At 63.3% G+C, this 22,871-nt stretch carries 22 protein-coding genes and 1 pseudogene; 13 read left to right on the forward strand and 10 right to left on the reverse strand.

Annotated elements, in window-relative coordinates; translation table 11 throughout:
• Positions 1 to 16: 16 nt before the first annotated feature.
• Positions 17 to 886, reverse strand: coding sequence for a bifunctional methylenetetrahydrofolate dehydrogenase/methenyltetrahydrofolate cyclohydrolase FolD (gene folD, locus ACT01B_RS13025; protein WP_445143684.1), 870 nt, complete (start codon positions 884 to 886; stop codon positions 17 to 19).
• 65 nt (positions 887 to 951) lie between these two features.
• Between folD and ACT01B_RS13030 the strand changes: the two genes are divergently transcribed.
• Positions 952 to 2,073 (forward strand): GNAT family N-acetyltransferase, encoded by a 1,122-nt coding sequence (locus ACT01B_RS13030; protein ID WP_445143685.1) that lies wholly within the window; start codon positions 952 to 954, stop codon positions 2,071 to 2,073.
• Between the two features lie 6 nt (positions 2,074 to 2,079).
• On the opposite strand, the gene moeB is transcribed toward ACT01B_RS13030, so the two are convergent.
• The 8 genes from moeB to ndk all read right to left on the reverse strand — a co-directional run bounded on the left by moeB (position 2,080) and on the right by ndk (position 10,324).
• Positions 2,080 to 3,246 (reverse strand): molybdopterin-synthase adenylyltransferase MoeB, encoded by a 1,167-nt coding sequence (moeB, locus tag ACT01B_RS13035; protein ID WP_445143686.1) that lies wholly within the window; start codon positions 3,244 to 3,246, stop codon positions 2,080 to 2,082.
• A 240-nt stretch (positions 3,247 to 3,486) separates the two neighbouring features.
• On the reverse strand, positions 3,487 to 4,881 hold the full coding sequence (der, locus tag ACT01B_RS13040) for a ribosome biogenesis GTPase Der (RefSeq protein ID WP_445143687.1): 1,395 nt from the start codon (positions 4,879 to 4,881) through the stop codon (positions 3,487 to 3,489).
• Positions 4,882 to 4,902: 21 nt separating this feature from the next.
• A complete protein-coding gene (bamB, locus tag ACT01B_RS13045) occupies positions 4,903 to 6,144 on the reverse strand; it encodes an outer membrane protein assembly factor BamB (RefSeq protein ID WP_445143688.1) in 1,242 nt (413 codons plus the stop codon).
• On the reverse strand, positions 6,141 to 6,785 hold the full coding sequence (locus tag ACT01B_RS13050) for a YfgM family protein (RefSeq protein ID WP_445143689.1): 645 nt from the start codon (positions 6,783 to 6,785) through the stop codon (positions 6,141 to 6,143). The genes bamB and ACT01B_RS13050 overlap by 4 nt, the downstream gene beginning before the upstream one ends.
• Positions 6,786 to 6,935: 150 nt before the next feature.
• The gene (locus ACT01B_RS13055) at positions 6,936 to 7,895 is read right to left on the reverse strand and encodes a helix-turn-helix domain-containing protein (protein WP_445143690.1); all 960 of its coding nucleotides are present in this window, start codon (positions 7,893 to 7,895) and stop codon (positions 6,936 to 6,938) included.
• Positions 7,896 to 7,966: 71 nt separating this feature from the next.
• Positions 7,967 to 8,764, reverse strand: coding sequence for a type IV pilus biogenesis/stability protein PilW (gene pilW, locus ACT01B_RS13060; RefSeq protein WP_445143691.1), 798 nt, complete (start codon positions 8,762 to 8,764; stop codon positions 7,967 to 7,969).
• On the reverse strand, positions 8,754 to 9,887 hold the full coding sequence (rlmN, locus tag ACT01B_RS13065) for a 23S rRNA (adenine(2503)-C(2))-methyltransferase RlmN (RefSeq protein ID WP_445143692.1): 1,134 nt from the start codon (positions 9,885 to 9,887) through the stop codon (positions 8,754 to 8,756). Before rlmN ends, pilW begins: the two co-directional genes overlap by 11 nt.
• 11 nt (positions 9,888 to 9,898) lie before the next feature.
• Positions 9,899 to 10,324 (reverse strand): nucleoside-diphosphate kinase, encoded by a 426-nt coding sequence (ndk, locus tag ACT01B_RS13070; RefSeq protein ID WP_445143693.1) that lies wholly within the window; start codon positions 10,322 to 10,324, stop codon positions 9,899 to 9,901.
• 234 nt (positions 10,325 to 10,558) lie between these two features.
• Here ndk and ACT01B_RS13075 point away from each other — a divergent pair, with 234 nt between their 5' ends.
• The 4 genes from ACT01B_RS13075 (at position 10,559) to cycA (ending at position 16,627) form a co-directional block, all read left to right on the forward strand.
• On the forward strand, positions 10,559 to 11,182 hold the full coding sequence (locus ACT01B_RS13075; RefSeq protein WP_445143694.1) for a TetR/AcrR family transcriptional regulator: 624 nt from the start codon (positions 10,559 to 10,561) through the stop codon (positions 11,180 to 11,182).
• 77 nt (positions 11,183 to 11,259) lie between these two features.
• Positions 11,260 to 13,647: a 3-hydroxyacyl-CoA dehydrogenase/enoyl-CoA hydratase family protein gene (locus tag ACT01B_RS13080; protein WP_445143695.1), complete on the forward strand. Its 2,388-nt coding sequence runs from the start codon at positions 11,260 to 11,262 to the stop codon at positions 13,645 to 13,647.
• Positions 13,648 to 13,735: 88 nt separating this feature from the next.
• Positions 13,736 to 14,944: an acetyl-CoA C-acyltransferase gene (locus ACT01B_RS13085; protein ID WP_445143696.1), complete on the forward strand. Its 1,209-nt coding sequence runs from the start codon at positions 13,736 to 13,738 to the stop codon at positions 14,942 to 14,944.
• A gap of 267 nt (positions 14,945 to 15,211) precedes the next feature.
• Positions 15,212 to 16,627 (forward strand): D-serine/D-alanine/glycine transporter, encoded by a 1,416-nt coding sequence (gene cycA, locus ACT01B_RS13090; RefSeq protein ID WP_445143697.1) that lies wholly within the window; start codon positions 15,212 to 15,214, stop codon positions 16,625 to 16,627.
• 64 nt (positions 16,628 to 16,691) lie between these two features.
• On the opposite strand, the gene ACT01B_RS13095 is transcribed toward cycA, so the two are convergent.
• Positions 16,692 to 17,093 (reverse strand): alpha/beta fold hydrolase, encoded by a 402-nt coding sequence (locus ACT01B_RS13095; RefSeq protein WP_445143698.1) that lies wholly within the window; start codon positions 17,091 to 17,093, stop codon positions 16,692 to 16,694.
• A 356-nt stretch (positions 17,094 to 17,449) separates the two neighbouring features.
• On the opposite strand from ACT01B_RS13095, the gene ACT01B_RS13100 reads away from it, so the two are divergent.
• The 8 genes and pseudogenes from ACT01B_RS13100 to ACT01B_RS13135 all read left to right on the forward strand — a co-directional run.
• Positions 17,450 to 18,334 carry an oxidoreductase gene (locus ACT01B_RS13100; RefSeq protein WP_445143699.1) on the forward strand — a complete coding sequence of 295 codons (885 nt, stop codon included), beginning with the start codon at positions 17,450 to 17,452 and terminating at the stop codon, positions 18,332 to 18,334.
• Positions 18,335 to 18,373: 39 nt separating this feature from the next.
• Entirely contained in the window at positions 18,374 to 19,372 is a 999-nt protein-coding gene (locus ACT01B_RS13105; RefSeq protein WP_445143700.1) for an AraC family transcriptional regulator, read from the forward strand.
• 89 nt (positions 19,373 to 19,461) lie between these two features.
• Complete coding sequence (locus ACT01B_RS13110) at positions 19,462 to 20,052, forward strand: methylated-DNA--[protein]-cysteine S-methyltransferase (protein WP_445143701.1); 591 nt, start codon at positions 19,462 to 19,464, stop codon at positions 20,050 to 20,052.
• A complete protein-coding gene (locus ACT01B_RS13115; RefSeq protein WP_445143702.1) occupies positions 20,049 to 20,798 on the forward strand; it encodes a 2OG-Fe(II) oxygenase in 750 nt (249 codons plus the stop codon). Before ACT01B_RS13110 ends, ACT01B_RS13115 begins: the two co-directional genes overlap by 4 nt.
• 181 nt (positions 20,799 to 20,979) lie before the next feature.
• Positions 20,980 to 21,135, forward strand: coding sequence for a DUF3363 domain-containing protein (locus ACT01B_RS13120; RefSeq protein ID WP_445143703.1), 156 nt, complete (start codon positions 20,980 to 20,982; stop codon positions 21,133 to 21,135).
• Positions 21,136 to 21,272: 137 nt separating this feature from the next.
• Positions 21,273 to 21,659 carry a hypothetical protein gene (locus ACT01B_RS13125; RefSeq protein WP_445143704.1) on the forward strand — a complete coding sequence of 129 codons (387 nt, stop codon included), beginning with the start codon at positions 21,273 to 21,275 and terminating at the stop codon, positions 21,657 to 21,659.
• Between the two features lie 22 nt (positions 21,660 to 21,681).
• A complete protein-coding gene (locus tag ACT01B_RS13130; RefSeq protein WP_445143705.1) occupies positions 21,682 to 22,551 on the forward strand; it encodes an AraC family transcriptional regulator in 870 nt (289 codons plus the stop codon).
• Positions 22,552 to 22,632: 81 nt separating this feature from the next.
• Positions 22,633 to 22,827, forward strand: a pseudogene (locus ACT01B_RS13135) (methylated-DNA--[protein]-cysteine S-methyltransferase); the annotation flags it as partial.
• Positions 22,828 to 22,871: the final 44 nt, after the last annotated feature.

A 22,871-nucleotide genomic window follows, 5' to 3' on the forward strand; every position in this document is an offset into this window, starting at 1 on the left:
CCACGGCAATGCCGTATCAGCCGCCGTGATGCAAGAGCGCGCGCGCCTCGGCCGCGTCCAAGGTATTTTCCAGCAAGGTGGCCACCGTCATCGGGCCGACGCCGCCCGGCACCGGGGTAATCCAGCTGGCGCGCTGTGCGGCCGGCTTGAACTCCACGTCGCCGACCAGACGGCCATCATCGAGTCGATTGACGCCGACGTCGATCACCACCGCCCCGGGCTTGATCCATTCGCCCTTGACCAGGCCCGGCTTGCCCACCGCCACGATCACGATGTCGGCCAGGCGCACATGGCTTTCCAGATCGCGCGTAAAACGGTGGCAGCAAGTCGTGGTGCAGCCGGCGATCAGCAGTTCCAGCACAAGCGGACGACCGACGTGATTGGAGACGCCTACCACCACGGCATGTTGTCCACGCACCGGCCGGTCGGTATGACCGAGCAAGGTCATCACGCCACGCGGCGTGCACGGGCGCAGACCAAAGCGACGCAGTGCGAGGCGACCGATATTCACCGCCTGGAAACCATCGACGTCCTTGCCCGGATCGATGCGATCGACCAGCGCATCCTCATCGATATGGTCGGGCAGCGGCGACTGCACCAGGATGCCGTCCACCGCCGGGTCGGCATTGAGTCGATCGATCAGCGCGAACAGCTCTTCCTGCGTCACCGTGGAAGGCAGGTCGTGCTCGAAGGAGCGGAAGCCCACCTGCTGGCAGGCCTCGCGCTTTTTGCGCACATAGACGGCCGAGGCGGGATCATTGCCAACCAGCACCACGGCCAGGCCCGGCTCGGCCAGCCCCTGCGCCTTGCGCTCGGCTACCCGCTGTCCGATCCGATCCAGCAGTTCCTGCGCAATGCGTTTGCCGTCGAGGATGCGTGCGGTCATGGTCGGGGCTGCCTGCAAAGAGACGTATTATCCCGGCTCCACCGCACGCACACAAACCGGATCGAATGGCCGCCACCAAACGTTTGCCCGCTTCGTTGGAACTTGCCGCCGCCACCCTTCGCCTGCGCCCATGGCGACCGGGCGATGCCGAGGCACTGTATGAGGCCGCCCAGGAATCGATCACCTCGGTCGGCCAGTGGCTACCCTGGTGCCACCCGGGCTATGCATGGGAAGACGGCGTCGCCTGGATCGAGCATTGCCAGTCCGGCTGGATACGCGGCGAACCCTATGCTTTTGGCATCTTCGATAGCGAGGGCCGCCTGCTGGGCGGCATCGGGCTCAACCGGCTGGACCGCGAGCACGGCAGCGCCAATCTTGGCTATTGGGTCCGCCAGCAAGAACAAGGCAAGGGCATCGCACCGGCCGCTGTGCAAGCTGTGGCCACGCTCGCCTTCGAAACGCTGGGACTGATACGCATCGAAATCGTCGCCGCCGCCGACAACCGGGCCAGTCGGCGTGTGGCCGAGCGCGCCGGCGCCCATCTCGATGGCATCGGCCCCAATCGCCTATGCCACCAGGGACAGGCCGTCGCCGCAGCGGTGTACTCGCTACTGCCGCCCGACGATGCCACCGAATTGCACGGGCCGACCCTGGAGGACGGTCCGTTGCAACTACGTCCGTTTCGCCAGGCCGACCTGGACGGACTCATCGCGTCATTGCACGAATCCATGGACAGCATCGGACGCTGGCAGGACTGGTGCACCCCGGCCTACACCCGGGAAGACGGTCGGCGCTGGATAGCCAGGAGTCGCCTCGCCTGGCGTGGGGTGGGCGACGAATGTGCACTGGCCATGGTCGACCGCCACAGCGGCGAACTGATCGGCAGCGCCACCCTCAACCATTGGCAGCCCGATTACCGCATGGCGAACCTGGGCTATTGGGTGCGCCAATCCCGCCAGGGCCAGGGCCTGGCGCCCCTCGCCGTACGCATGCTGGCGCGCCACGGGCTGAGCTCAAAGGCGCTGCAGCGCCTGGAAATCGTGGCGGCGTCGGATAACCGGGCCAGCTGCCGCGTGGCCGAGAAGGCAGGTGCCCGCTTCGAGGGTATCGCTCGCCATCGCCTAAGCCTGCATGGGCAGCCCCAGGATGCCGCCATGTATTCGCTGATCGCGGCCGATCTGGCCTGAGCCGACTCAACCCGCGGCAGCGCACATCCGCTGGATGTCGTGATAATCCTGGAACGTGGCGTCCACGCCACAGCCCGGACAAGCTGGATCACGCGGCAAACGCGTTTCGCGAAAGCGCATGGACAGCGCATCGAGACCCAACAAGCGCCCGACCAGCGGCTCGCCGATACCCAGGATCAGCTTGAGCGCCTCGGTCGCCTGCAGCAGGCCGACGATGCCGGGCAACACGCCCAGTACACCGGCCTCGCTGCAATTGGGTGCATCGGCTGCCGACGGCGGTTCGGGGAACAGGCAGCGATAGCAGGGCGAATCGACACGCCGTGGATCGAACACGCTGACCTGCCCCGTGAAACGCTCCACTGCGCCGTAGATCATCGGCATGTGCAGCCGCCGTGATGCAGCCGCCACCAGATAACGTGCCGGGAAGTTGTCCGCGCCGTCGATCACCAGATCGTGGCCGGCGAGCAGGCGCTCAACGCTATCCGCCTGCAGACGCTCTTCGCGTGTCTCCACATGCACACGCGGGTTCAGCGCCGCCAAGGCGATGCGCGCCGACTCGGTCTTGGACATGCCAACCCGTGCATCGGCATGGATCACCTGCCGATGCAGGTTGGATCGCTCCACCCGATCGTCGTCGATCAGGGTAAGCCGACCGACGCCAGCAGCCGCCAGATACAAGGCCGCCGGCGCACCGAGGCCACCCGCACCAAGCAGCACGATGCTGGCATGCGAAAGCCTGGCCTGCCCTTCCTCGCCGACCTGCGGGAGGCGCAGCTGGCGCGCGTAGCGCTCCGTAGCATCCACATCCAGCGCGCCCGTAACGCTGGGCAATCCTTCAGCCTTCCAGCGGTTGTAGCCACCGGCGACGGAAACGACATGGCGGTAACCCAGCCGCAGCAACGCTTCGGCAGCAAGCAATGAGCGTTGGCCACTGCCACATAGCGCTATAAGTGGGCGATCGCGGTCTGCTTCGACCTGTTCGATACGCAATTCCAGGAACCCGCGCGACAGCCCGATCGCACCTACGGGCGTGCCGCTGGCCCGCTCACCGTCTTCGCGCACATCGATCAGCAGGCCGCCTTGTGCCTGTCTGGCCAGGGCATCGGCCGGGGATATCTCTGGAATGCTGGCCCGCAAGGTGTCCAGCCAGCTGTCGCGATGGAGGCTCGTCATCGAACTAGCTTACGGCGGACACCACGCCACTCCAAGCTTCCTCGCCCGGCCGCCACCGTTGTAGGAGCGCACCCTGTGCGCGATCGCCAGGCCAAGCCCCTAGGGCACCGCCGAGATTTCGCGAATGGAGGTGTTCAAAAGAGCGAATGGCGAAAGGCGGAGACTGGCGCGACCCTTGGCTCTGCGGTCGCGCACAGGGTGCGCTCCTACACAGGGTAGTTATGGCGCGCAGGCGTTTTACTAGCGCTTCTTCATCTCGCGGATCATGCGCTGACGCTTGCGCTTCTGGCTGTCCGTAAGCACGTTCTTCTTGCCGGCAAACGGGTTCTCACCATCACGGAACGAGATGCGCACCGGCGTCCCTTCCAGCTTGTAGCGCTTGCGGAAGAAGTTCTCCAGATAGCGCCGATACGCCGGAGCGATATGCGTGGTACGGCTGCCATGGATGACGATGGTCGGCGGATTGGTGCCACCCGGGTGCGCGAAGCGCAGCTTGGGCGCATGACCACGAACCAAGGGCGGCTGATAACCCTCGTAGGCGAGCTCCAAGGTTTTGGTGAGCTCGGACGACGTCAGCACCTTGGTCGCCGCATGATGGGCACGCACGACGCCGCGCATCAGTTCACGCAGACCCGAGCCATGCAGCGCGGAAATGAATACCGTCTTGGCCCAGTCGACAAACTGCAGGCGACGCTCGAGCGCGCGCTGGCATTGCTCGCGGTCGTAGGCCTCCATACCGTCCCACTTGTTGACGGCAATAACCAACGCCCTGCCCTCATCCACGGCGTGACCGATCAGGGTGAGATCCTGGTCAGCCAGGTTCTCGCGAGCGTCGACCAACACCACGACCACCTGCGCGGCAGCCATGGATTGCAGGGTCTTGATGACGCTGAACTTCTCTACCGCTTCTTCGACGCGCGCCTTGCGACGGACACCAGCGGTGTCGATCAGCGTGTAACGCTTGCCGTCACGTTCCAGTGGCACGCGGATCGGATCGCGCGTGGTACCGGCCACACTGGAGACGATCAGGCGATCCTCACCCAGCAGGCGGTTGATCAGCGTGGACTTGCCTGCGTTGGGACGACCCACAATGGCGACGCGAATACTGCCGGCCTCGCCAGCATCGAGGTCTTCCTCGACCTCTGGCGGCAACAGTCTTTCGGTGGTGGCGACCAGATCTTCCGTGCCGCGGTTGTGCGAGGCGGCCAGCGGCAGCGTATTGGCAATACCGAAGACGGCGAATTCCGCCATCGCGTTCTGTAGATCGAGGCCATCGGTCTTGTTGACCGCGGCAATGATCGGTTTTCCGGTGCGACGCAGCTCGGCGAGGATGGTGCGGTCTTGCGGCAACAGGCCATCGCGCGCATCGACCACGAAGACCAGTACGTTCGCTTCTTCGATGGCGAAGCGCACTTGCTGCGCAGTAAGCGCATCAATGCCCTCTTCCACACCGGAAAGACCGCCGGTGTCGACCACCACGAACGGGCGGGTGCCGGTACGGCACACGCCGTAGTGGCGGTCACGGGTAACGCCTGGCATATCTGCGACCAGGGCGTCACGGCTGCGCGTCATGGCATTGAACAGGGTCGATTTACCGACGTTGGGGCGACCGACCAGAGCTATGACGGGCAACATGCTTAGACATCCGTTCCGCTATCAGTGTGCGGCGAGACGATAAGCGCCGATGCGGCCCTTCACGTCGACCACGAACACAGTGTCACCCACCACCAGCGGCTGGGCGCGAATGGGCTTCTTGGACAGGCGCTCACGAGCGGCCAGCGCGCCGTCGCCGGTCTGCAGCCAATGCACGTAGCCTTCCAGGTCACCTACCACGACATAGTCACCCTGCACGGCCGGCCCAGTGAGCCAGCGGTACTTGAGCTTGTCGTTCTTCCACATGTCGGCACCGCCGTTCTTGTCGAACGCCCACACCTGCGAATCCGCATCGACGCCGAAGAGGGCGTTGTTGCTGATGTCGAGCGAGGTGAAGGTGGAGAACGGACGCCCCCACAACGGACGGCCGCTGGGGCCATCAACCGCCACCAGGTTGCCATGATAGGCAGCGCCGAAAAGCGTGCTGCCGTCGAGAAGGATGCCGCCGTCGGCATCGCTAAGGCGATCGATCTCGGTGCGACCCTCGCCACTGGCTAGCCTCTGCTCCCACAGCTTGTCGCCGGTGTCCAGGCGCAATGCGACCAGCTTGCCATCGTCGCTACCAAAGAACACCACGCCGTTCGCCACCAGCAGCGGACCTTCGCCGCGCAGGCTCAGCAGGGGCACGCTGCCCTGGTCGTAGACCCAGCGACGCTCACCCGTGGCGCTATCAAAGCCGTAGAGACGGCCATCGGCCGTGCGTGCGATGACCAGATTGCCGGAAATGAACGGCGAAGCCACCACCTCGGAACTGACCACGGACTCCCAACGCGGACTACCGTCCTTCGCGTTGATGCCGTAGACGTGGCCATCGAGCGTACCGACCACGAGCAGGTCACCGGAGACCATCGGGCCACCGGCGTAAAGCGCGTCAGCGCGCTTCTTGTCGCCCCAGCCGAACCAGCCTTGCGTGCGCGAACTCTTGGACCACAGGGTCTTGCCACTGGCCGCATCGATCGCGGCAATCTTGCCGTTGGTGCTGGCGGCATACAGCACGCCATCGGCAAAGGCCGGGCGCAAACGCACGCCACTCTCGCCAGCACCTTCGCCGACTGAGTTCGTCCACACGCGGGTGACCTGGACCGTGGGCTTGAAGTCCTTGGCCAGCGGCGTCGGCGGCTGAACGTTTTCTTTCTTGAACGAATGGCAGCCGGCAAGGGCTACCAAAGAGGTAAGCGCAACCAGCAAGACGCGCTTCATTGCACCCGACTTCATCGCACCGCGCTTCATCACTTCAGGTTTCATGCACCCTGCTTCCCGGCCACGGCCAGATCATCGATTTTCATCTGCACGCTCTGAGGCGCGTTCTCGCCCAACGCCGACTTGGCGGCTTCGTACGCCTTGCGGGCATCATCTGGACGCCCAAGCTTGACCAGCACATCGCCGCGTAGTTCCTGCGCCGAGCCTTCATAGCTCTTGGGCGGCATGCGATCGAGCGCAGCCAGCGCGTCGGCGCCCTTGCCCTGGGCCAGCAACACCTGCGCGATGCGCATTTCCGTCAACACTTTCAGCTCGGCATTGTCCGCATGGCTCTCGGCCCAGTTGAGGGACTCAACGGCCTTGTCCAGCTGATTGGCTTGCACCTGGCGCTGCGCACGGTCGCTCACCGCAAACATCGCGTAAGGCGTATCGGTGTAGTCCTTGAGCAGTTGCTCGGTCAGCGTGTCCGCGCCATCGGCCTTGCCGGACGACACTGCGGCCTGGATCTGTTGATAGAGGTTGGCGGCCTCGGCCTCGTGGCCCGCCTTGTGCTTGTTCCACTGCTGCCAGCCGAAGATGCCGACCAGGCCGATCGCGATGCCAACGACGATGGACAGGCCGTTCTGCCGCAGCCATTGCTGTACGCGTTCGCTCTGTTCGTAATCGTCGTACGCTTCAAATGCCATGCACTCACCCTTGGGAGCCGCACATCGAAGGCACTTGCGAAGCACCCGTCATGCGGAAAAATAAATCAGCTCGACCAGTCCACTCGTTGTCGAGCAGACAATGGGCAAGCATAACCGATTGCGCCGGACCGCACAGGTTCGGCGCGATGATCAGGCGCCGGCTGGCTCGGCCTTGCCGTCGCGCATCTCGATGCGGAAATGGGCGACATTCGCGCGACGATAGTTGTCCAGCGGCATCGGCTGTCCGTCCAGCGTGACCTGTGCGCCGGTGGCGTTACCGATGCGCACTTCCATCGGCTGGTCGCTGTGGTAAGTCTTGGAGCTGCCCGCTGGCAACAGGCCGTATTCGAGGCGCGAGCCATCCTTGGTCGTGACCTCTACCCAACTGGCAGCTTCCAGGCTCAGCACCAGGCTGTGAGCGCCATTGCCCACGGCCGTGGCCGCAGGGGCCGCTGCATGGGCCGCGTCATTGCCGAGACTGGGGAACGGTGCCATCGATGCCATCAGCGGCTGCTGATCCGGCGCCGGCGACGATGCGGCTGGCGCCGGCTGAGTCGCGGATGCCGAGGCAACGGTGCTTGCGCCATTGGTGTCACTTTCGGCCGGCGTGGCCACGGCAGTGGCAACGCTGCTGGTGCTCGCCGGTGCATCCACCTGGGCCACCGGAGCGGCATCAAGCGGAGCCAGATGGCTGACATCGCGATCCAGCGTGCCGCGTACGCCAAGCCAGATCGTGGGTACGACGATGGCGGCCGTCAGCACCACATAGGTCGCCGCGCGAGCGTAGTTTTCCAGCAGATAACGCGAATGCGAGATGCCGCCAGTCGCGACCAGGGTCGGCTGGCTCGGCCGAATCTGGCGGAGTTCCGCCTTCACCTGGGCTTCGTCAAGGCCCAGATAGCGTGCGTACTTGGTGAGGTAACCCTCCAGGTACACCTGGTAATCGATGCCGCTGTAGTCGTTACCCTCAAGCTGGCGAACCACCCTGGTGGGCAGGCGCAAGGCATGCGCACACGCCTCCACGTCCACGCCGCGCAGTTCGCGCGCTGCGCGCAGGCGACTGCCCAGACTGCCTTTGATCGCTTCCGACGATGAGTGTTCCGTGTCCATGGTCGCTTCGGGTGTTTCAGTAAGAGGGATGGCTCGGTTGCCGCTGTGGGCCGAATTTGACTGCTGGGATGTCATTGGCTTGCAGTTGCGTCGAGGGCGCGCGCCTGCTCCGAGTCCGGGAACTGGCTTTGCAGTCGCCTACCATAGTTAAGAGCAGCGTCCCTGTTGCCCAACCGGGATTCAATGTCATGACCAAGTTTGAGCGCTGCCGCACTAGGCTGACCCAGCGCATCGAAGCGCTGAATAAAGGCCCGGGCACGGAACGCATCACCCTGAAGATAAAGCACATTGGCGAGCTGATACAACGCCTCGCCATTCTGCGGGTCGATCTGGATGGCCTTGCGGAAGTTCACTTCGGCGCCGGCATAGTCGTTTGAACTCGCGAGGCAGGTGCCGGCATTGGTCCAGGCGACGGCTGGCGTCTGATAGAACGGGTCGGCCACGGCCTTCTTGAAATACAGCATGGCCTCGGCCGTCTTGCCTTCCTTCCTGCACAGGAACCAGCCGAGGTTGTTGTTCGTATCACCCTTGTCCGGCGCCAACATTACTGCCTTGCGGTAGTGCAGCTCGGCATTGGGCATGTCGTTGATACGCTCGTAGACCACCGCGAGCACGGTGTGGGCCGGTACATAGTTTGGATTGAACTCCAACGCCTTGTTCAGCTTGACCAGGGCGTCCTGCAGATCGCCGTTCTCCATGTACTGCTGGCCAAGCTCGGTGTGGACGCGAGCGCCCTCATCCTGCTTTTCGGCCTTGGTCGTGCGCGGAATCTTGGTCGATACACCACCGGCATCGGTAGTGGTGGTCGTCACACAACCCGCTAGCAACAACGCCGTCCCGGCGCCCAGCAAAATCCGATCAAGCCGCATGACTCGCCCCTTCATCCAGACGCTTACGAAATTCGGCCTGGCGACGGGTGCGGTCCAATACCTGCCCTTTGAGCTGGCCACAGGCCGCATCGATGTCGTCGCCGCGGGTGCGGCGCAACATGGTAAGCACGTGGGCATTGAGCAACTGGGTCTGGAAGGCGCGGATCGTTTCGACGTCGGAACGCTCGAAACGTGTGCCAGGAAATGGATTGAACGGAATCAGGTTGACCTTGCACGTCGGCATCCGGCGCATCAGCTTGATCAGCTGGCGCGCGTGCTCGGGCTGGTCGTTGACACCCTTCATCAGGGTGTACTCGAAGGTGATCGAGGTACGCGGCCTGCGATCCAGCCAGCGCTGGCAGGACGCCATCAGCTCGGCGATCGGATAGCGCTTGTTGAGCGGCACCAGCTCGGTGCGCAGCTCGTCGTTCGCAGCGTGCAGCGACACGGCCAGCGACACGTCGATGGTTTCCGACAACTTGTCGATCATCGGCACCAGGCCGGCGGTGGACAGCGTGACGCGCTTCGATGCCAGGCCGAAGCCAAGGTCATCGCGCATCAGGCTCATCGCCTTGGTGACGTTGTCGAAGTTCAGCAGCGGCTCGCCCATGCCCATCATCACCACGTTGGTGATGCGGCGGTTCTGGTGCGTGATGTTGCCGAGATACTTGGCCGCCACCCACATCTGACCGATGACTTCGGCGGTGGAAAGGTTGCGGTTGAAGCCCTGCGTCGCCGTGGAGCAGAACGTACAATTGAGGCCACAGCCGACCTGCGAGGACACGCACAGCGTGCCGCGGGTCGGCTCCGGGATATACACCGCCTCGATGGCGTTGCCGCCATCCATGCCGAGCAGCCACTTGTGTGTGCCGTCGACAGCCCCTTTGTCGAACAGGGTCTTTGGCGGACCGACATAGCAAGTCGCCTCGAGCTTGGCTCGAAGCGCCTTACCCACATCGGTCATGTTTTCGAAGTTGTCTTCCAGGCGATGGTAGATCCACTTCATCACCTGCTCGGCGCGATAAGGCTTCTCGCCGATCTGCGCAAAGAAATCACGCAATCCCTGGCGATCGAAGTCGAGCAGGTTAACCTTCTCGGGCGGATTGACCACTACCTGGTTCACAACGTCATACCTCAGCGACTAAAGACTTCCGTCTCGGCGAAGAAGTACGCGATCTCGACCTTCGCCGTTTCGGCGGCGTCGGAACCGTGTACTGCATTCGCGTCGATGGAGTCGGCGAAGTCGGCGCGGATGGTGCCCGGCGCAGCGTCCTTCGGATTGGTGGCACCCATCAGGTCGCGATGCTTGAGGACGGCGTTCTCACCTTCCAGCGCCTGGATCATCACCGGACCCGAGATCATGAACTCGACCAGCGGCTTGAAGAACGGGCGCTCGCGATGCACGGCGTAGAAGCCTTCGGCTTCCTTGCGCGACAAGTGCTTCATCTTGGCAGCAACGATCTTCAGGCCAGCTTTTTCGAAGCGGGCGTAGATTTCACCGATCACGTTCTTGGCAACGGCGTCGGGCTTGATAATGGAAAGGGTGCGCTCCAGCGCCATGGGTCTGCTCCGGGAAAACTGGTATCTGAATGGGCGGGCCGATTGTTACCGGCAAATTACGCCAAATCCGGCCTAGATATGCGGATTTAGCTCACGAAAGTTTGACAGATTCTAACTCATACGCAAGCCAGCCGCCGGGCCGGGGGCGGGCAGGCCCAACGATCGTTTGACGGGCGCAAATCGACCCGCGTATGCTCAAACGATCGTTTGATTCCTCGTTCAGGCCAACGAACCATGCCCTCTTCCAGTGCCCCCCTGCCGACCAAGGAACGCATCCTCGGTGCCGCCGAGGCATTGTTTGCCCGGCACGGCTTCGAAGGCGCCTCGTTGCGCCAGCTGACCACCGCTGCCGGGGTCAACCTGGCCGCCGTGAACTACCACTTCGGCTCCAAGGACCGGCTGATCGAGGAGGTCTTCCGGCGCCGCCTCGACCAGCTGAATGGACGCCGCATGGCCGCCCTGCAGAAGATCGCCGGCGACCCCGACGCCACCGTCGAGGACGTGCTGGCCGCCTTCATCGCGCCTGCACTGGAGCTTTCCCACGATGGTAGTGGTTCCTTGTTCATGCGCGTGCTGGCCCGGGCCTTCGCCGAGCACGACGATACCTTGCGTAAGTTCTTGTCGGAAAACTATGGCCACGTGATGCGCCAGTTCACTGCCGAATTCGCCCGCCTGCTGCCCCATTTGAGCAAAGAGGAGCTGTATTGGCGCGTGGACCTGGTGACCGGCGCGCTGACCCACGCCATGTCGGGCTTCGGCATGATCCAGCGAAAAAGCGATGTGCCGGAGCATCAGCATCGTGAGCAAACCGCCGCGCACCTGATCCGCTTTGCTGCCGCGGGTCTCAAGTCACCCTGAATTCGTAAACCGAGTATCCCCCGGCCGATCACGGCCGCCCGTCCCACCTTTTTGTGTCTCGCATTACGGAGAAGCCAATGACCGCCCCATCTTTACCCAAGGCACCGCTACGTATCCGCAAGGCCGCGGTACTCGGCGCCGGTGTCATGGGCGCGCAGATCGCTGCGCACCTGACCAACGCCGGCGTCGAAACGGTGCTGTTCGACCTTCCCGCCAAGGAAGGTCCCAAGAGCGGCATCGCCCTGAAGGCCATTGCCAATCTGCAGAAGCTGTCGCCTGCCCCGCTGGCGGACAAGAACGTCGCCGCTGCGATCATTCCGGCGAACTATGACGACGACCTGGCGCACCTGAAGGACGTCGACCTGGTGATCGAAGCGATCGCCGAGCGCATGGACTGGAAGCTCGATCTGTACAAGAAGATCGCCTCGCACCTGTCCAAGACGGCCGTGATCGCCTCCAACACCTCGGGCCTGTCGATCAACGCGCTGGCCGAAGCACTGCCGGAAGAGATGCGCCACCGCTTCAGCGGCGTGCACTTCTTCAATCCGCCGCGCTACATGCACCTGGTCGAACTGATCCCGACCAAGCTCACCGACCCGAACGTGCTTGCAGGCCTCGAGGCCTTCCTCACCACGACGCTGGGCAAGGGCGTGGTCTACGCCAAGGACACGCCGAACTTCATCGGCAACCGCATCGGCGTGTTCTCGATGCTGGCGACCATGTATCACACCGAGCAGTTCAAGCTCGGCTTCGATACCGTCGACGCGTTGACCGGCCCGGCCGTGGGCCGTCCCAAGAGTGCGACCTATCGCACCGCCGACGTGGTCGGCCTGGACACCATGGCGCACGTGATCAAGACCATGGCCGATACGCTGGCCGATGATCCGTGGCACGAGTACTTCAAGGCACCGGTGTGGCTGCAGGGCCTGATCGCCAAGGGTGCGCTGGGCCAGAAGACCGGCGCCGGCTTCTATCGCAAGGCCGGCAAGGACATCGTGGTCATCGATGTGGCCAAGCAGGACTACCGCCCGTCCGAGCAGAAAGCGTCGGATGAGGTGTCCGCAATCCTCGCCATCAAGGACCCGGCCGAGAAGTTCGGCAAGCTCCGCGCATCGGCTGATCCGCAGGCACAGTTCCTGTGGGCCACCTTCCGCGACCTGTTCCACTACAGCGCCTATCACCTGGGCGATATCGCCGACACCGCGCGCGATGTCGACTTCGCCATCCGCTGGGGCTACGGCTGGAAGCTCGGTCCGTTCGAGACCTGGCAGGCTGCTGGCTGGCAGCAGGTTACCGGCTGGATCGCCGAGGACATCGCCGCGGGCAAGGCCATGAGCAAGGCGCCGCTGCCGGCATGGGTTACCGACGGCCGCACCGGCGTGCACGCCAAGGACGGCTCCTGGTCGGCTGCGTCGAGCAGCTACAAGCCGCGCTCGCAGCACCCGGTCTACCAGCGCCAATTGTTCCCCGATCCGATCCTGGGCGAGAAGTTCGACCAGGGCACCACGGTATGGGAGAACGACGGCGTTCGCCTGTGGACCCTGGGCGACGACGGCGTGGGCATCATCTCGTTCAAGACCAAGATGAACACGGTCAACGACTACGTGCTGGATGGCGTGCAGCAGGCGATCGATATCGCCGAGCAGCAGCTCAAGGCGGTGGTGCTGTGGCAGACCGGCGAGCCGTTCTCGGCCGGAGCTGACCTCAAGGGCGCGCTTGGCCTGCTGCAGGCTGGCAAGTTCGACGACTTCGACAAGATGGTCGCCAACTTCCAGCGCACCAGCATGCGCATCAAGCATTCGCTGGTGCCGGTGGTCGCTGCTGTGCGTGGCCTGGCCCTGGGCGGTGGCTGCGAGTTCCAGATGCATTCGGCGCGCACGGTTGCCGCGCTGGAAAGCTATATCGGTCTGGTCGAGGCGGGCGTGGGCCTGTTGCCGGCTGGCGGTGGCTTGAAGGAGCTGGCCGTGCGTGCGGCCCAGGCCAATCCGGAAGATCCGTTCGAGGCGCTGAAGAAGGTGTTCGAGACGATCGCCATGGCCAAGGTCTCCGGCAGCGCGATGGAAGCCAAGCAGCTGGGCCTGCTGCGCGACACCGACGTGGTCGTGTTCAACAGCTACGAGCTGCTGTACATCGCCAAGAAGGTGGCGCTGTCGCTGGCCGAAAGCGGCTGGCGTCCGCCGATGCCGGCCCGTGCCATCCCGGCGGCTGGCGATGTCGGCACGGCAACGTTCCAGGCTTCGCTGGCCAACCTGGCCGAAGGCTATTTCGCCTCGCCGCATGACGTGGCCATCGCCACGCGCATCGCGGACACCCTGTGCGGCGGCAAGATCGAACGCGGCTCGCTGGTCGATGAGGAATGGCTGCTGAGCTTGGAGCGCAAGCACTTCGTGGAGCTGGCCAAGACGGAGAAGACCCAGGCCCGCATCGCCCACACCATGACGACGGGCAAGCCGCTGCGCAACTAACCAGCTCGTCATCCCAGCGAACGCTGGGATGACGATCAAAAACCTAAGTACGTCGCAGCTCATACGCGCGATGTAACGGAGCAAACCCATGACCAAGCAAGTTCAAGACGCCTATATCGTCGCCGCCACCCGCACCCCGGTCGGCAAGGCGCCGCGCGGCGTATTCCGCAACACTCGTCCTGACGACATGCTCGCCCACGTGATCCGCGCCGTGATGGCACAGGCACCGGGCATCGACCCGCACCGCATCGACGACGCCATTATCGGCTGCGCCATGCCGGAAGCCGAGCAAGGCATGAACGTGGCGCGTATCGGCACGCTGCTCGCCGGCCTGCCGTACACCGTGCCCGGCGTCACCATCAATCGCTTCTGCTCCTCTGGCGTGCAGGCCATCGCGATGGCCGCCGATCGCATCCAGCTCGGCCTGGCCGACCTGATGATCGCTGGCGGCACCGAGAGCATGAGCATGGTGCCGATGATGGGCCATAAGATCGCGATGAACCCCGCCATCTTCGCCAATGACGAAGATCGCGCCATCGCCTACGGCATGGGCATCACCGCCGAGAAGGTTGCCGAGCAGTGGAAGGTCACGCGCGAGCAGCAGGATGCCTTCGCCGTGGAAAGCCATCGCCGCGCCCTCGCCGCCATTGCTGCCGGCGAGTTCAAGGATGAGATCACGCCGTTCCAGCTCGATGATCACTACCCCGACCTGATCAGCCGCGGCATCAAGACCGACAGCCGCCTGATCGACACCGACGAAGGTCCGCGCGCCGGCACCACGCTGGAAGTGCTGGCCAAGCTGCGCACGGTGTTCCGCAACGACAGGTTCGGCGGCAGCGTGACGGCCGGCAACTCCTCGCAGATGTCCGACGGCGCCGGCGCCCTGCTGCTCGCCAGCGAGCAGGCGATCAAGGACTACAACCTCACCCCGATCGCCCGCTTCGTCGGCTTCTCCGTCGCCGGCGTGAAGCCCGAAGTGATGGGTATCGGCCCGAAGGAAGCGATTCCGAAGGCACTCAAGCAGACCGGCATCAAGCAGGACCAGCTGGACTGGATCGAGCTCAACGAAGCGTTCGCCGCGCAAGCTCTTGCCGTGATGGGCGATCTCGGCCTCGACCCGAGCAAGGTCAACCCGCTGGGCGGCGCCATCGCACTCGGCCATCCGCTCGGTGCCACCGGCGCCATCCGCGCCGCCACGCTGATCCACGGCATGCGTCGCCGCAAGCAGAAGTACGGCATGGTGACCATGTGTATCGGTACCGGCATGGGCGCTGCGGGCGTGTTCGAAGCGCTCTGATCGACCATAGACTGAGAAAACGAAGATGGCGCCGTAGCGATACGGCGCCATTTCTTTGTCATCATGGAAACCGCCGAGCGCATAAAAGTGCCTGGCCCGGCAACCCTCGCTACTTCGCTCCCCATCCGTCGCGCTCTGAAGCAGCTTATGACAGCGGGCGATATGAACCCTTCCGGGGGAATCCTCTAGGATGGCTGCTTTCGCTGGTGTGCCTCCGCATCAACCGCAGAGTGTCGCCACCGCCCATCACCTGACAGGACCGTGCCGATGATGCAAAACCGCGAAGCCTCCGTAAGGCAGGCCAGTCCCGAACATCACCTGCAGAGAAACCTGCGCAATCGTCACCTGCAATTGATCGCCATTGGCGGCGCCATCGGTACCGGCTTGTTCATGGGCTCGGGCAAGACCATCAGCCTGGCTGGTCCGTCGGTGATCTTCGCCTACGCCATCATCGGCAGCATGCTGTTTTTCCTGATGCGGGCCATGGGCGAGCTGCTGCTGTCCAATCTCAATTACAAATCCTTCGTCGACTTCAATTACGACCTGCTTGGCCCCTGCGCCGGTTTCTTCACCGGCTGGACCTACTGGTTCTGCTGGGTAGTGACCGGGATCGCCGACGTCGTGGCGATCACCGGCTACATCCACTTCTGGGCACCTGGCGTGCCGCTATGGCTGCCGGGCACCTCGTGCATTCTTCTGCTGCTGGGGTTGAACCTGCTGACGGTGAAGCTGTTCGGCGAGATGGAGTTCTGGTTCGCCCTGGTGAAGATTTTCGCCATCGTCTCGTTGATAGCGATCGGCGCCGTGCTGATCGCCGTCGGCTTCACCTCGCCCACCGGCGCCAAGGCCGCGGTGTCCAACCTGTGGGCTTACGGTGGCTGGTTTCCGCATGGTGGCGCGGGCTTCCTGGCGGCCTTCCAGATCGCCGTGTTCGCGTTCGTGGGCATTGAGCTGGTCGGCACCACGTCGGCGGAGGCCAAGGATCCGGAGCGGACCCTGCCCAAGGCGATCAACTCGATTCCGATCCGCGTAATCGTGTTCTATATCCTGGCGCTGCTGGTGATCATGACCGTCACGCCCTGGAATCAGGTGGCGCCGGACAAGAGTCCGTTTGTCAATCTGTTCATGCTGATCGGTATCCCGATCGCAGCCAGCTTGATCAACTTCGTCGTGCTGACCTCGGCCGCCTCTTCCGCCAACAGCGGCATCTATTCCACCGGTCGCATGCTTTATGGCCTTGCCGACGGCAAGCTGGGACCGCGCGCGTTCGCCAAGCTGAGCAACAACAACGTGCCGGCCAACGGTCTGGCCTATTCCTGTGCGGTGCTGTTCATCGGCGTATTCCTGCTCTACCAGGAAGGCGACATCATGACGGCGTTCACCATCGTGACCACCATCTCCAGCATCTGCTTCATCTTCGTGTGGTCGCTGATCCTGGTGGCCTACATGCGCTACCGCAAATTGCATCCTGAGCGGCATGAGCGATCGATCTTCAAGATGCCCGGCGGCGTGTTGATGTGCTGGGTGGTGCTGGCATTCTTCGTGTTCGTGCTGGCGGTCTTCACACAAAAAGCCGACACATTGACCGGCCTGATGTATGCGCCGATCTGGTTCGTCTGCCTGGGCTTGTGTTATCCGTTCTATCGCAAGCAGGCCATCGAACACCGCAAGCACACGCACTGACCATGGCAACATGGCGGGCCACCGGATCGGTGGCCCGCCCGCCTGCTGATTGGCAACGCACAGATCAATGAAGCGATTTGGCCCCATCGATGAAGCCGTGTATCGCCGTTATGGTGGCGTCCGGCGCTTCTTCCATCAGCCAATGCCCGGCATTCGGTATCACCGACTCGGTGACATTGCTCGCGGCGTTGCGCATCACGGCTGCCTCATTGGCACCGAATGATTTCTCGCCGCCTATGGCCAGGACCGGCATGGGAAGTTTCGTCGCCATGGCGAGCTTGTTGTCCTCGGCGTCTTTGCGGATCGAACGGAACTGCGCAAACGCCGAATGCATGGCGCCGGGCTTCGCGTAGAGCTCGGCGTAATGCCGACGACTCGCTTCGTCCATCTTGGATGGATCCCCCGCAAACTCGTTCCAGAAACGATCAAGATAGATACGCTCACGCCCTGCCACCAATCGCTCCATATCGGGCCCGCCAAAATCGAAATGCCATAGCGCCGGCAAGCGGACGGTGGTCTGCGCCGGGGCATCGACGTCCCTATGGACACCGTTGGCATATGTTCATGAGCTGCTGAGACAGGCTTCCCCGGTGCGGAGGATTATGGGCTGAGTGTCGTGGATATGCGACGGAGAGCCGCGTGGGACTCGGCGCCGGCACCCACCGCGGTGGCCATCGGCGCCGAATGCTGGACACAAACAGCGGGGACGGCGGGCACACCCCAACTTGGCGCGATCCGATTATTTCTCTCGCGCTCCGACCGCCTAAGGTCTGCACATCCCGGGCCCTCCCCCGCCCGCGAGACCCACGTTAGGAGACTCCCATGTCACAGGTTTGGCTTATTACTGGCAGTTCGCGCGGCTTCGGCAAGGCGCTGGCCGAGGCAGTACTCACCGCTGGCCACTCGTTGATTGCCACCGCGCGCAATCCCGCCCAACTCGCCCCGCTAGTGCAACGCTTCGGCGACCGCGTACGCGCGGTTGCCTTGGACGTCACCGATGCCGATGCGGCGCACGCTGCCATACAGGCGGCGGTGAATGCATTCGGTCGGCTCGACGTAGTGGTGAACAACGCCGGCTACGGCAATCTGGCCTCGATCGAAGAAGGTGACGACGCCGACTTCCGGGCGCAGCTGGAGACCAATTTCTTCGGTGTCGTCAACGTCACCCGTGCCGCCCTGCCGGTACTGCGTAGACAGCGGAGCGGTCACATCATCCAGTTCTCGTCCATCGGCGGGCGCATTGGCGTGCCGGGCATGGCTGCCTACCAGGGTGCCAAGTGGGCGGTGGAAGGTTTCTCCGAGGTACTCGCCAAGGAAGTAACCGCATTTGGCATCCATGTGACGCTGGTCGAGCCAGGCGGATTCCGTACCGATTGGGCGGGCCCCTCGATGACGATCTACCCGCCACGAGCCGATTCGGAGTACGCGCCCATACTCGGCCCCATGATCGACTTGATGGGGACCCACGGAGGAAGCGAAGCGGGCGATCCGGTGAAGGCAGCGCAAGCTATTCTCAGCATTGCCAACACGCCCGAGCCACCGTTGCGTTTGCTGCTGGGATCCGATGCGGTATTTCTTGCCGAACAACAATCCAAGCGTATGGCAGCCGAAGACGCGAAGTGGCGTACGCTCAGCCTTTCTACGGACTTCGACAGCACGCCGGAAGCGGTCGAAGAACGCTTTCGTATGTTGCGCTCGCTAGGCTGATAACACGGAAAGAACAGGTCATGTCGTGAGAATGCGGATGTGAGACCCGACCAGATTCCGCTTAATCGTGGTGCATCCGAGCGCCTGACGGCGCTCGGAGTCGACGTGCCTGCCGTGTTGAAACACGCCGGCTTGCCCAGCGATCTCATGGAGCAAGCCCGCGCCACGGTGACGACGACGCAGTTCTTCAATCTGTGGCGGTCTGTCGAGGCGCTGTATGACGACCCCACCCTGGGCCTGCGCCTTGGCGACGGTACACGCACGGCGGTCTATGACGTCGTGTCGCTGGCCGCCTTGCATTCGGCCACCCTCGGCGAAGCCATGCAAAAGTTGGCTCGTTACAAGCGCCTTACCTGTCCCGAGGACATCAACATCGAGTTGGGCCGCGACGAGGCTGCGGTGAGCATGCGGTGGATGCTTGCGGAAGGTCAGGCGCCACATTTCCTGATCGATGCTGTCTTCGCCTCGCATTTTGCGCTGGCCGAACGCGGCACCGGTCGCAGCATCCGCTTGCGCCGACTGGAACTTACGCGACGGCCAATCGCTGCTGATGTGCTGGCCGCGCATTTCCGTTGCGAGCTGCGCTTCAACGCCGCGCAGGATCGCATCGTGTACGACCGGCCGGATCTCGACCTGCCCTTTATCACCCACGACCAGGATCATCTGGCAACGTTGCTGCCGACCTTGGAGGCATCGCTGCACGAGCTGAGCACCACCACCTCGTTGCACGACAAAGTGTGGAACGTATTGGCGCGCGGCATGCGCGGCGGTCATCTGCGCATGGCTCAAGTCGCCGACGTGTTGCATCTAAGTCCCCGCACGCTGCAACGCAAATTGGGCGAGGCGGGCACCAGCTATCAGCAACTGCTGGACCAGGTACGTCGCCATCTCGCGCGGCGCCTGCTTGATGCCACCGATCTCGACACAGGCGAGATCGCCTTCCTGCTCGGCTTCGAAGAACTCAACTCCTTCAACCGCGCCTTCCGACAGTGGGAGGGTGAGACGCCAACGCGTTGGCGCTCAACGATTGCCGGATAGCCTGAAGCTCCAGATCGCAAGAATCGGAGTGTTCGGCCTCGTCACGAAGTCTAAATTGGCTCCACGACATCCACGTTGGGAGACCATCCATGAACTCGTTCGGTACAAAGGCAAAACGAGCTGAAGCCACCTTAAGCGGTCCGCGCAGAGCACCTGCACCAACGCGTGATACAACAGTGGCAGAGCACCTGACGTTTGCCCTCGGCACATGTTCCTTGGGTACGCTGATGGTTGCTCGCAATGCTGGTGGCATTTGCGCGGTCCTGCTTGGCGATTCGCGGGCCGACGTGATGGATGAACTGGAGCTGCGTTTTCCGCATGCGGCGATCATCGAAGGCGATCACAGGGCGACGCGGCTTTTGAACAAGGTCACTGCACTTGTCGAGTCCCCGAACACAGCCATCGATCTACCGCTCGACATGCGCGGAACAGACTTTCAGCAACGGGTCTGGCGTGCGCTGCGGGATATTCCAGCCGGATCGACGGCGAGCTATGCCGAAATCGCCCGCCGCATTGGCGCCCCGGATGCGGTGCGCGCGGTAGCTCAAGCCTGCGCCGCAAACCGCCTGGCCATCCTTATCCCCTGCCACCGTGTCGTGCGCAGCGATGGCGCGTTGTCCGGCTATCGCTGGGGTGTCGAACGCAAACGCATGCTGTTGCAACGGGAGGCCCGCGCATGAATGCACAGCCGCAAAGCAGCCTGACTCTCCATGGGGCGGAAAGCATTGGGGCACGCACGGAAATGATCGACTGGTCGCATGTCACTCAGGATCTCGACGCGCAGGGATGCGCAAAGCTGGATGGGATCCTGTCCGCCAACGAATGCGCGACGCTTGCCATGCTGTACTCCCAGGATCACCTGTTTCGCAGCCGCGTAGTGATGGGGCGCCACGGCTTCGGTCGCGGCGAGTACAAGTATTTCCGCTATCCCCTGCCCGAACTCATCGCCGAACTGCGCACGGCGATCTACCCTCGTTTGGTGCCGTTGGCCAACCAGTGGAACGAGGCGATGGGGTTCGATGTGCGCTACCCGAGCAGGCATGACGATTTCATTGAGCGCTGCCACGCCGCCGGCCAGTCGCGTCCCACCCCTCTGCTCTTGCAGTACGGCTCCGGCGACTACAACTGCCTGCATCAAGATTTGTATGGCGAGCACGTGTTTCCCTTGCAGATGGCGATTCTGCTATCCGAACCCGGCAGCGATTTCACGGGTGGCGAATTCGTGCTGACCGAGCAGCGTCCACGCATGCAGTCACGACCGGAAGTGGTGCCGCTTCAGCAAGGCGACGCAGTGATTTTTGCCGTGCATCACCGTCCCGTGCAGGGCACGCGGGGTACCTATCGGGTGAACCTGCGCCATGGTGTCAGCCGCGTGCGCTCGGGGCAGCGCCACACGCTGGGCATCATTTTTCACGATGCCCAATAACGAAATCGCCCTGGTCAAGGACAACAAAAAAGCGGCCCAGGGGCCGCTTTTGAGTGTCAACCGCGATGCACCGGTCAACGGAATTTGGAGCGGGAAACGAGACTTTCAGCTCGCACCCTAACTCTTTGTCAGCGCCCGCCGCCAGTACGACGCGCAACGCCTGGGCGGCGTGGCGGTGCAGGTGAAATCGCACTTACCCATCGAACGGCAGGCCCGCGTGATCGGGGCGACCGGACTGGATCAGCAACGGATCGGCGGCGGCCGGGGATTGGTCGACCTGGGCTTTGACGGTGAGATCAAGGATGCGCTGCAACCGCGCAGCGACTTCCTGGCCTGACAACTCGCGACGCTACGCGCCGATTGGCTGGATTGAATAATTATTTGTCCCAATTGGCCAATGACGCACTGTTGAGGCCCGTATACGATAACGACTCTCATTTGAAACAACTCCATCTCAAATGCTCGGAGCCTGTTATGAACATCGACACAGCCGAATTCCCCATCGTCTGGATGGTCGCCGATCCAGCCCTCAACGTGCCAATGGAAGAGACGATCGCAAGCTTTTCCGAGCTCTTGTCACGCAATCAGCCCTTCGTCTTCGTGGGCGAAGGCGAGCCTGGCGACGGCGACACGGACAACGTCGAGGACCGTCGCAAAATCACGCTGTGGATGAAGGCCAACAAGAACGAAATCCGGCGCCTCGTCAAAGGTCACGTCCAGATCGTCACGGATACGGCCAAGCGTGCCGCCATGGAGGCATTCTCGGTCGTCTTCGGCAAGTTCTGGGGCTACCCCATGCACATCGTCGCGGGCGCCGAGGAAGCCCACACCAAAGCGCAATCCCTGCTGGACGACGCCTGAAGCCACGACAAGGAGCCATTCAATGTTCGTGACCGCAGTCAACGGGATCGAGCCCGACTCCCCCGACCGGATTGACCGGCCCGTGTCCGTCATTGGCCTGAGCATGGTCACTGAAAGCTGGGAGATTCCCTTTCACAGCCATCGCAAGGCGCAGCTGCTATTTGCCGACAGCGGCTTGATCACTCTAGAGGCCGATGCTGGTCTGTGGGTGGTGCCACCGCAGGGCGCGGTCTGGATTCCTGGCGGCTTGGTTCACCGAGCGCACAGCAGCGGCGAGCCGCGGGGCTTCGTCGTGTTCGTCGAGCCCGATGCCGCGCCGGGCCTACCCGACACCTGCTGCACGATTTCCGTGTCGCCCTTCATGCGCGCACTGCTGGAGCGAACGGCCGAGCTGCCCGAGCGTTACGAGCAGCACGGCGCCCAGGCACGCCTGATCGCCGTGCTGCTCGATGAGCTGATTGCCGCTCCACTCGAATGGCTCCATCTCCCGATGCCTGCGGATGCGCGCCTGCGGAAACTCGCGGACGCCATGCTGGCCGCACCGGCCGATCACGTCACGCTTGAGCAGTGGGCTTCGCATATAGGCATGAGCGAGCGCAACATGTCGCGCCTGTTCGCGGCCGAGACGGGGCTGAGCGTAAACCGCTGGCGTCGCCAACTGCACGTGGTGACCGCGTTGCCGATGCTGGCCCAGGGGCAGTCCATTCAATCCATTTCCGATGATCTGGGCTACGACAGCTCGGGCGCCTTCGTGACCATGTTCCGCAAGGCCGTCGGTGCACCGCCCAAGCGCTTCCTGGCCGAACGCACCGTGCAGATCAAAGTCCCCCTTCATGTTCCCGCTGGGGCGCCGCGCCACCCACCACACCCGGGCCGCTCAGCCAGATTCTGAGCACCATTCGAGCACGCCTGATGATCGCCGCCGTGTTGGCTGGCCTGGGCTCTGCGCTCACCTTGTGGCTCTGCCGGCATCGCCCACATCGCGCAACTCGCTCAGCGCATTGGCGCGTCGCGTGCGGTACGCGCGGTAGCCCAGGCCTGCGCCGCCAACCGGCTGGCCATCGCCATCCCTTGTCACCGCGTTGTGCGCAGCGATGGCGCGTTGTCGGGCTATCGCTGGGGTATCGAACGCAAACGCACGCTATTGCAGCGGGAAGCCAGCGCGTGAATGCACGACCACGAAGCAGTCTGAGCCTCGATGGGCGCGAAAGG

It is taken from the genome of Dyella sp. Tek66A03, from assembly GCF_052567735.1.

Coding starts and splice junctions, on each gene's coding strand:
- folD (WP_445143684.1), bottom strand. CDS start 886: ATGACCGCACGCATCCTCGACGGCAAACGCATTGCGCAGGAACTGCTG.
- ACT01B_RS13030 (WP_445143685.1), top strand. CDS start 952: ATGGCCGCCACCAAACGTTTGCCCGCTTCGTTGGAACTTGCCGCCGCC.
- moeB (WP_445143686.1), bottom strand. CDS start 3,246: ATGACGAGCCTCCATCGCGACAGCTGGCTGGACACCTTGCGGGCCAGC.
- der (WP_445143687.1), bottom strand. CDS start 4,881: ATGTTGCCCGTCATAGCTCTGGTCGGTCGCCCCAACGTCGGTAAATCG.
- bamB (WP_445143688.1), bottom strand. CDS start 6,144: ATGAAACCTGAAGTGATGAAGCGCGGTGCGATGAAGTCGGGTGCAATG.
- ACT01B_RS13050 (WP_445143689.1), bottom strand. CDS start 6,785: ATGGCATTTGAAGCGTACGACGATTACGAACAGAGCGAACGCGTACAG.
- ACT01B_RS13055 (WP_445143690.1), bottom strand. CDS start 7,895: ATGGACACGGAACACTCATCGTCGGAAGCGATCAAAGGCAGTCTGGGC.
- pilW (WP_445143691.1), bottom strand. CDS start 8,764: ATGCGGCTTGATCGGATTTTGCTGGGCGCCGGGACGGCGTTGTTGCTA.
- ndk (WP_445143693.1), bottom strand. CDS start 10,324: ATGGCGCTGGAGCGCACCCTTTCCATTATCAAGCCCGACGCCGTTGCC.
- ACT01B_RS13075 (WP_445143694.1), top strand. CDS start 10,559: ATGCCCTCTTCCAGTGCCCCCCTGCCGACCAAGGAACGCATCCTCGGT.
- ACT01B_RS13080 (WP_445143695.1), top strand. CDS start 11,260: ATGACCGCCCCATCTTTACCCAAGGCACCGCTACGTATCCGCAAGGCC.
- ACT01B_RS13085 (WP_445143696.1), top strand. CDS start 13,736: ATGACCAAGCAAGTTCAAGACGCCTATATCGTCGCCGCCACCCGCACC.
- cycA (WP_445143697.1), top strand. CDS start 15,212: ATGATGCAAAACCGCGAAGCCTCCGTAAGGCAGGCCAGTCCCGAACAT.
- ACT01B_RS13095 (WP_445143698.1), bottom strand. CDS start 17,093: ATGGAGCGATTGGTGGCAGGGCGTGAGCGTATCTATCTTGATCGTTTC.
- ACT01B_RS13100 (WP_445143699.1), top strand. CDS start 17,450: ATGTCACAGGTTTGGCTTATTACTGGCAGTTCGCGCGGCTTCGGCAAG.
- ACT01B_RS13110 (WP_445143701.1), top strand. CDS start 19,462: ATGAACTCGTTCGGTACAAAGGCAAAACGAGCTGAAGCCACCTTAAGC.
- ACT01B_RS13115 (WP_445143702.1), top strand. CDS start 20,049: ATGAATGCACAGCCGCAAAGCAGCCTGACTCTCCATGGGGCGGAAAGC.
- ACT01B_RS13125 (WP_445143704.1), top strand. CDS start 21,273: ATGAACATCGACACAGCCGAATTCCCCATCGTCTGGATGGTCGCCGAT.
- ACT01B_RS13130 (WP_445143705.1), top strand. CDS start 21,682: ATGTTCGTGACCGCAGTCAACGGGATCGAGCCCGACTCCCCCGACCGG.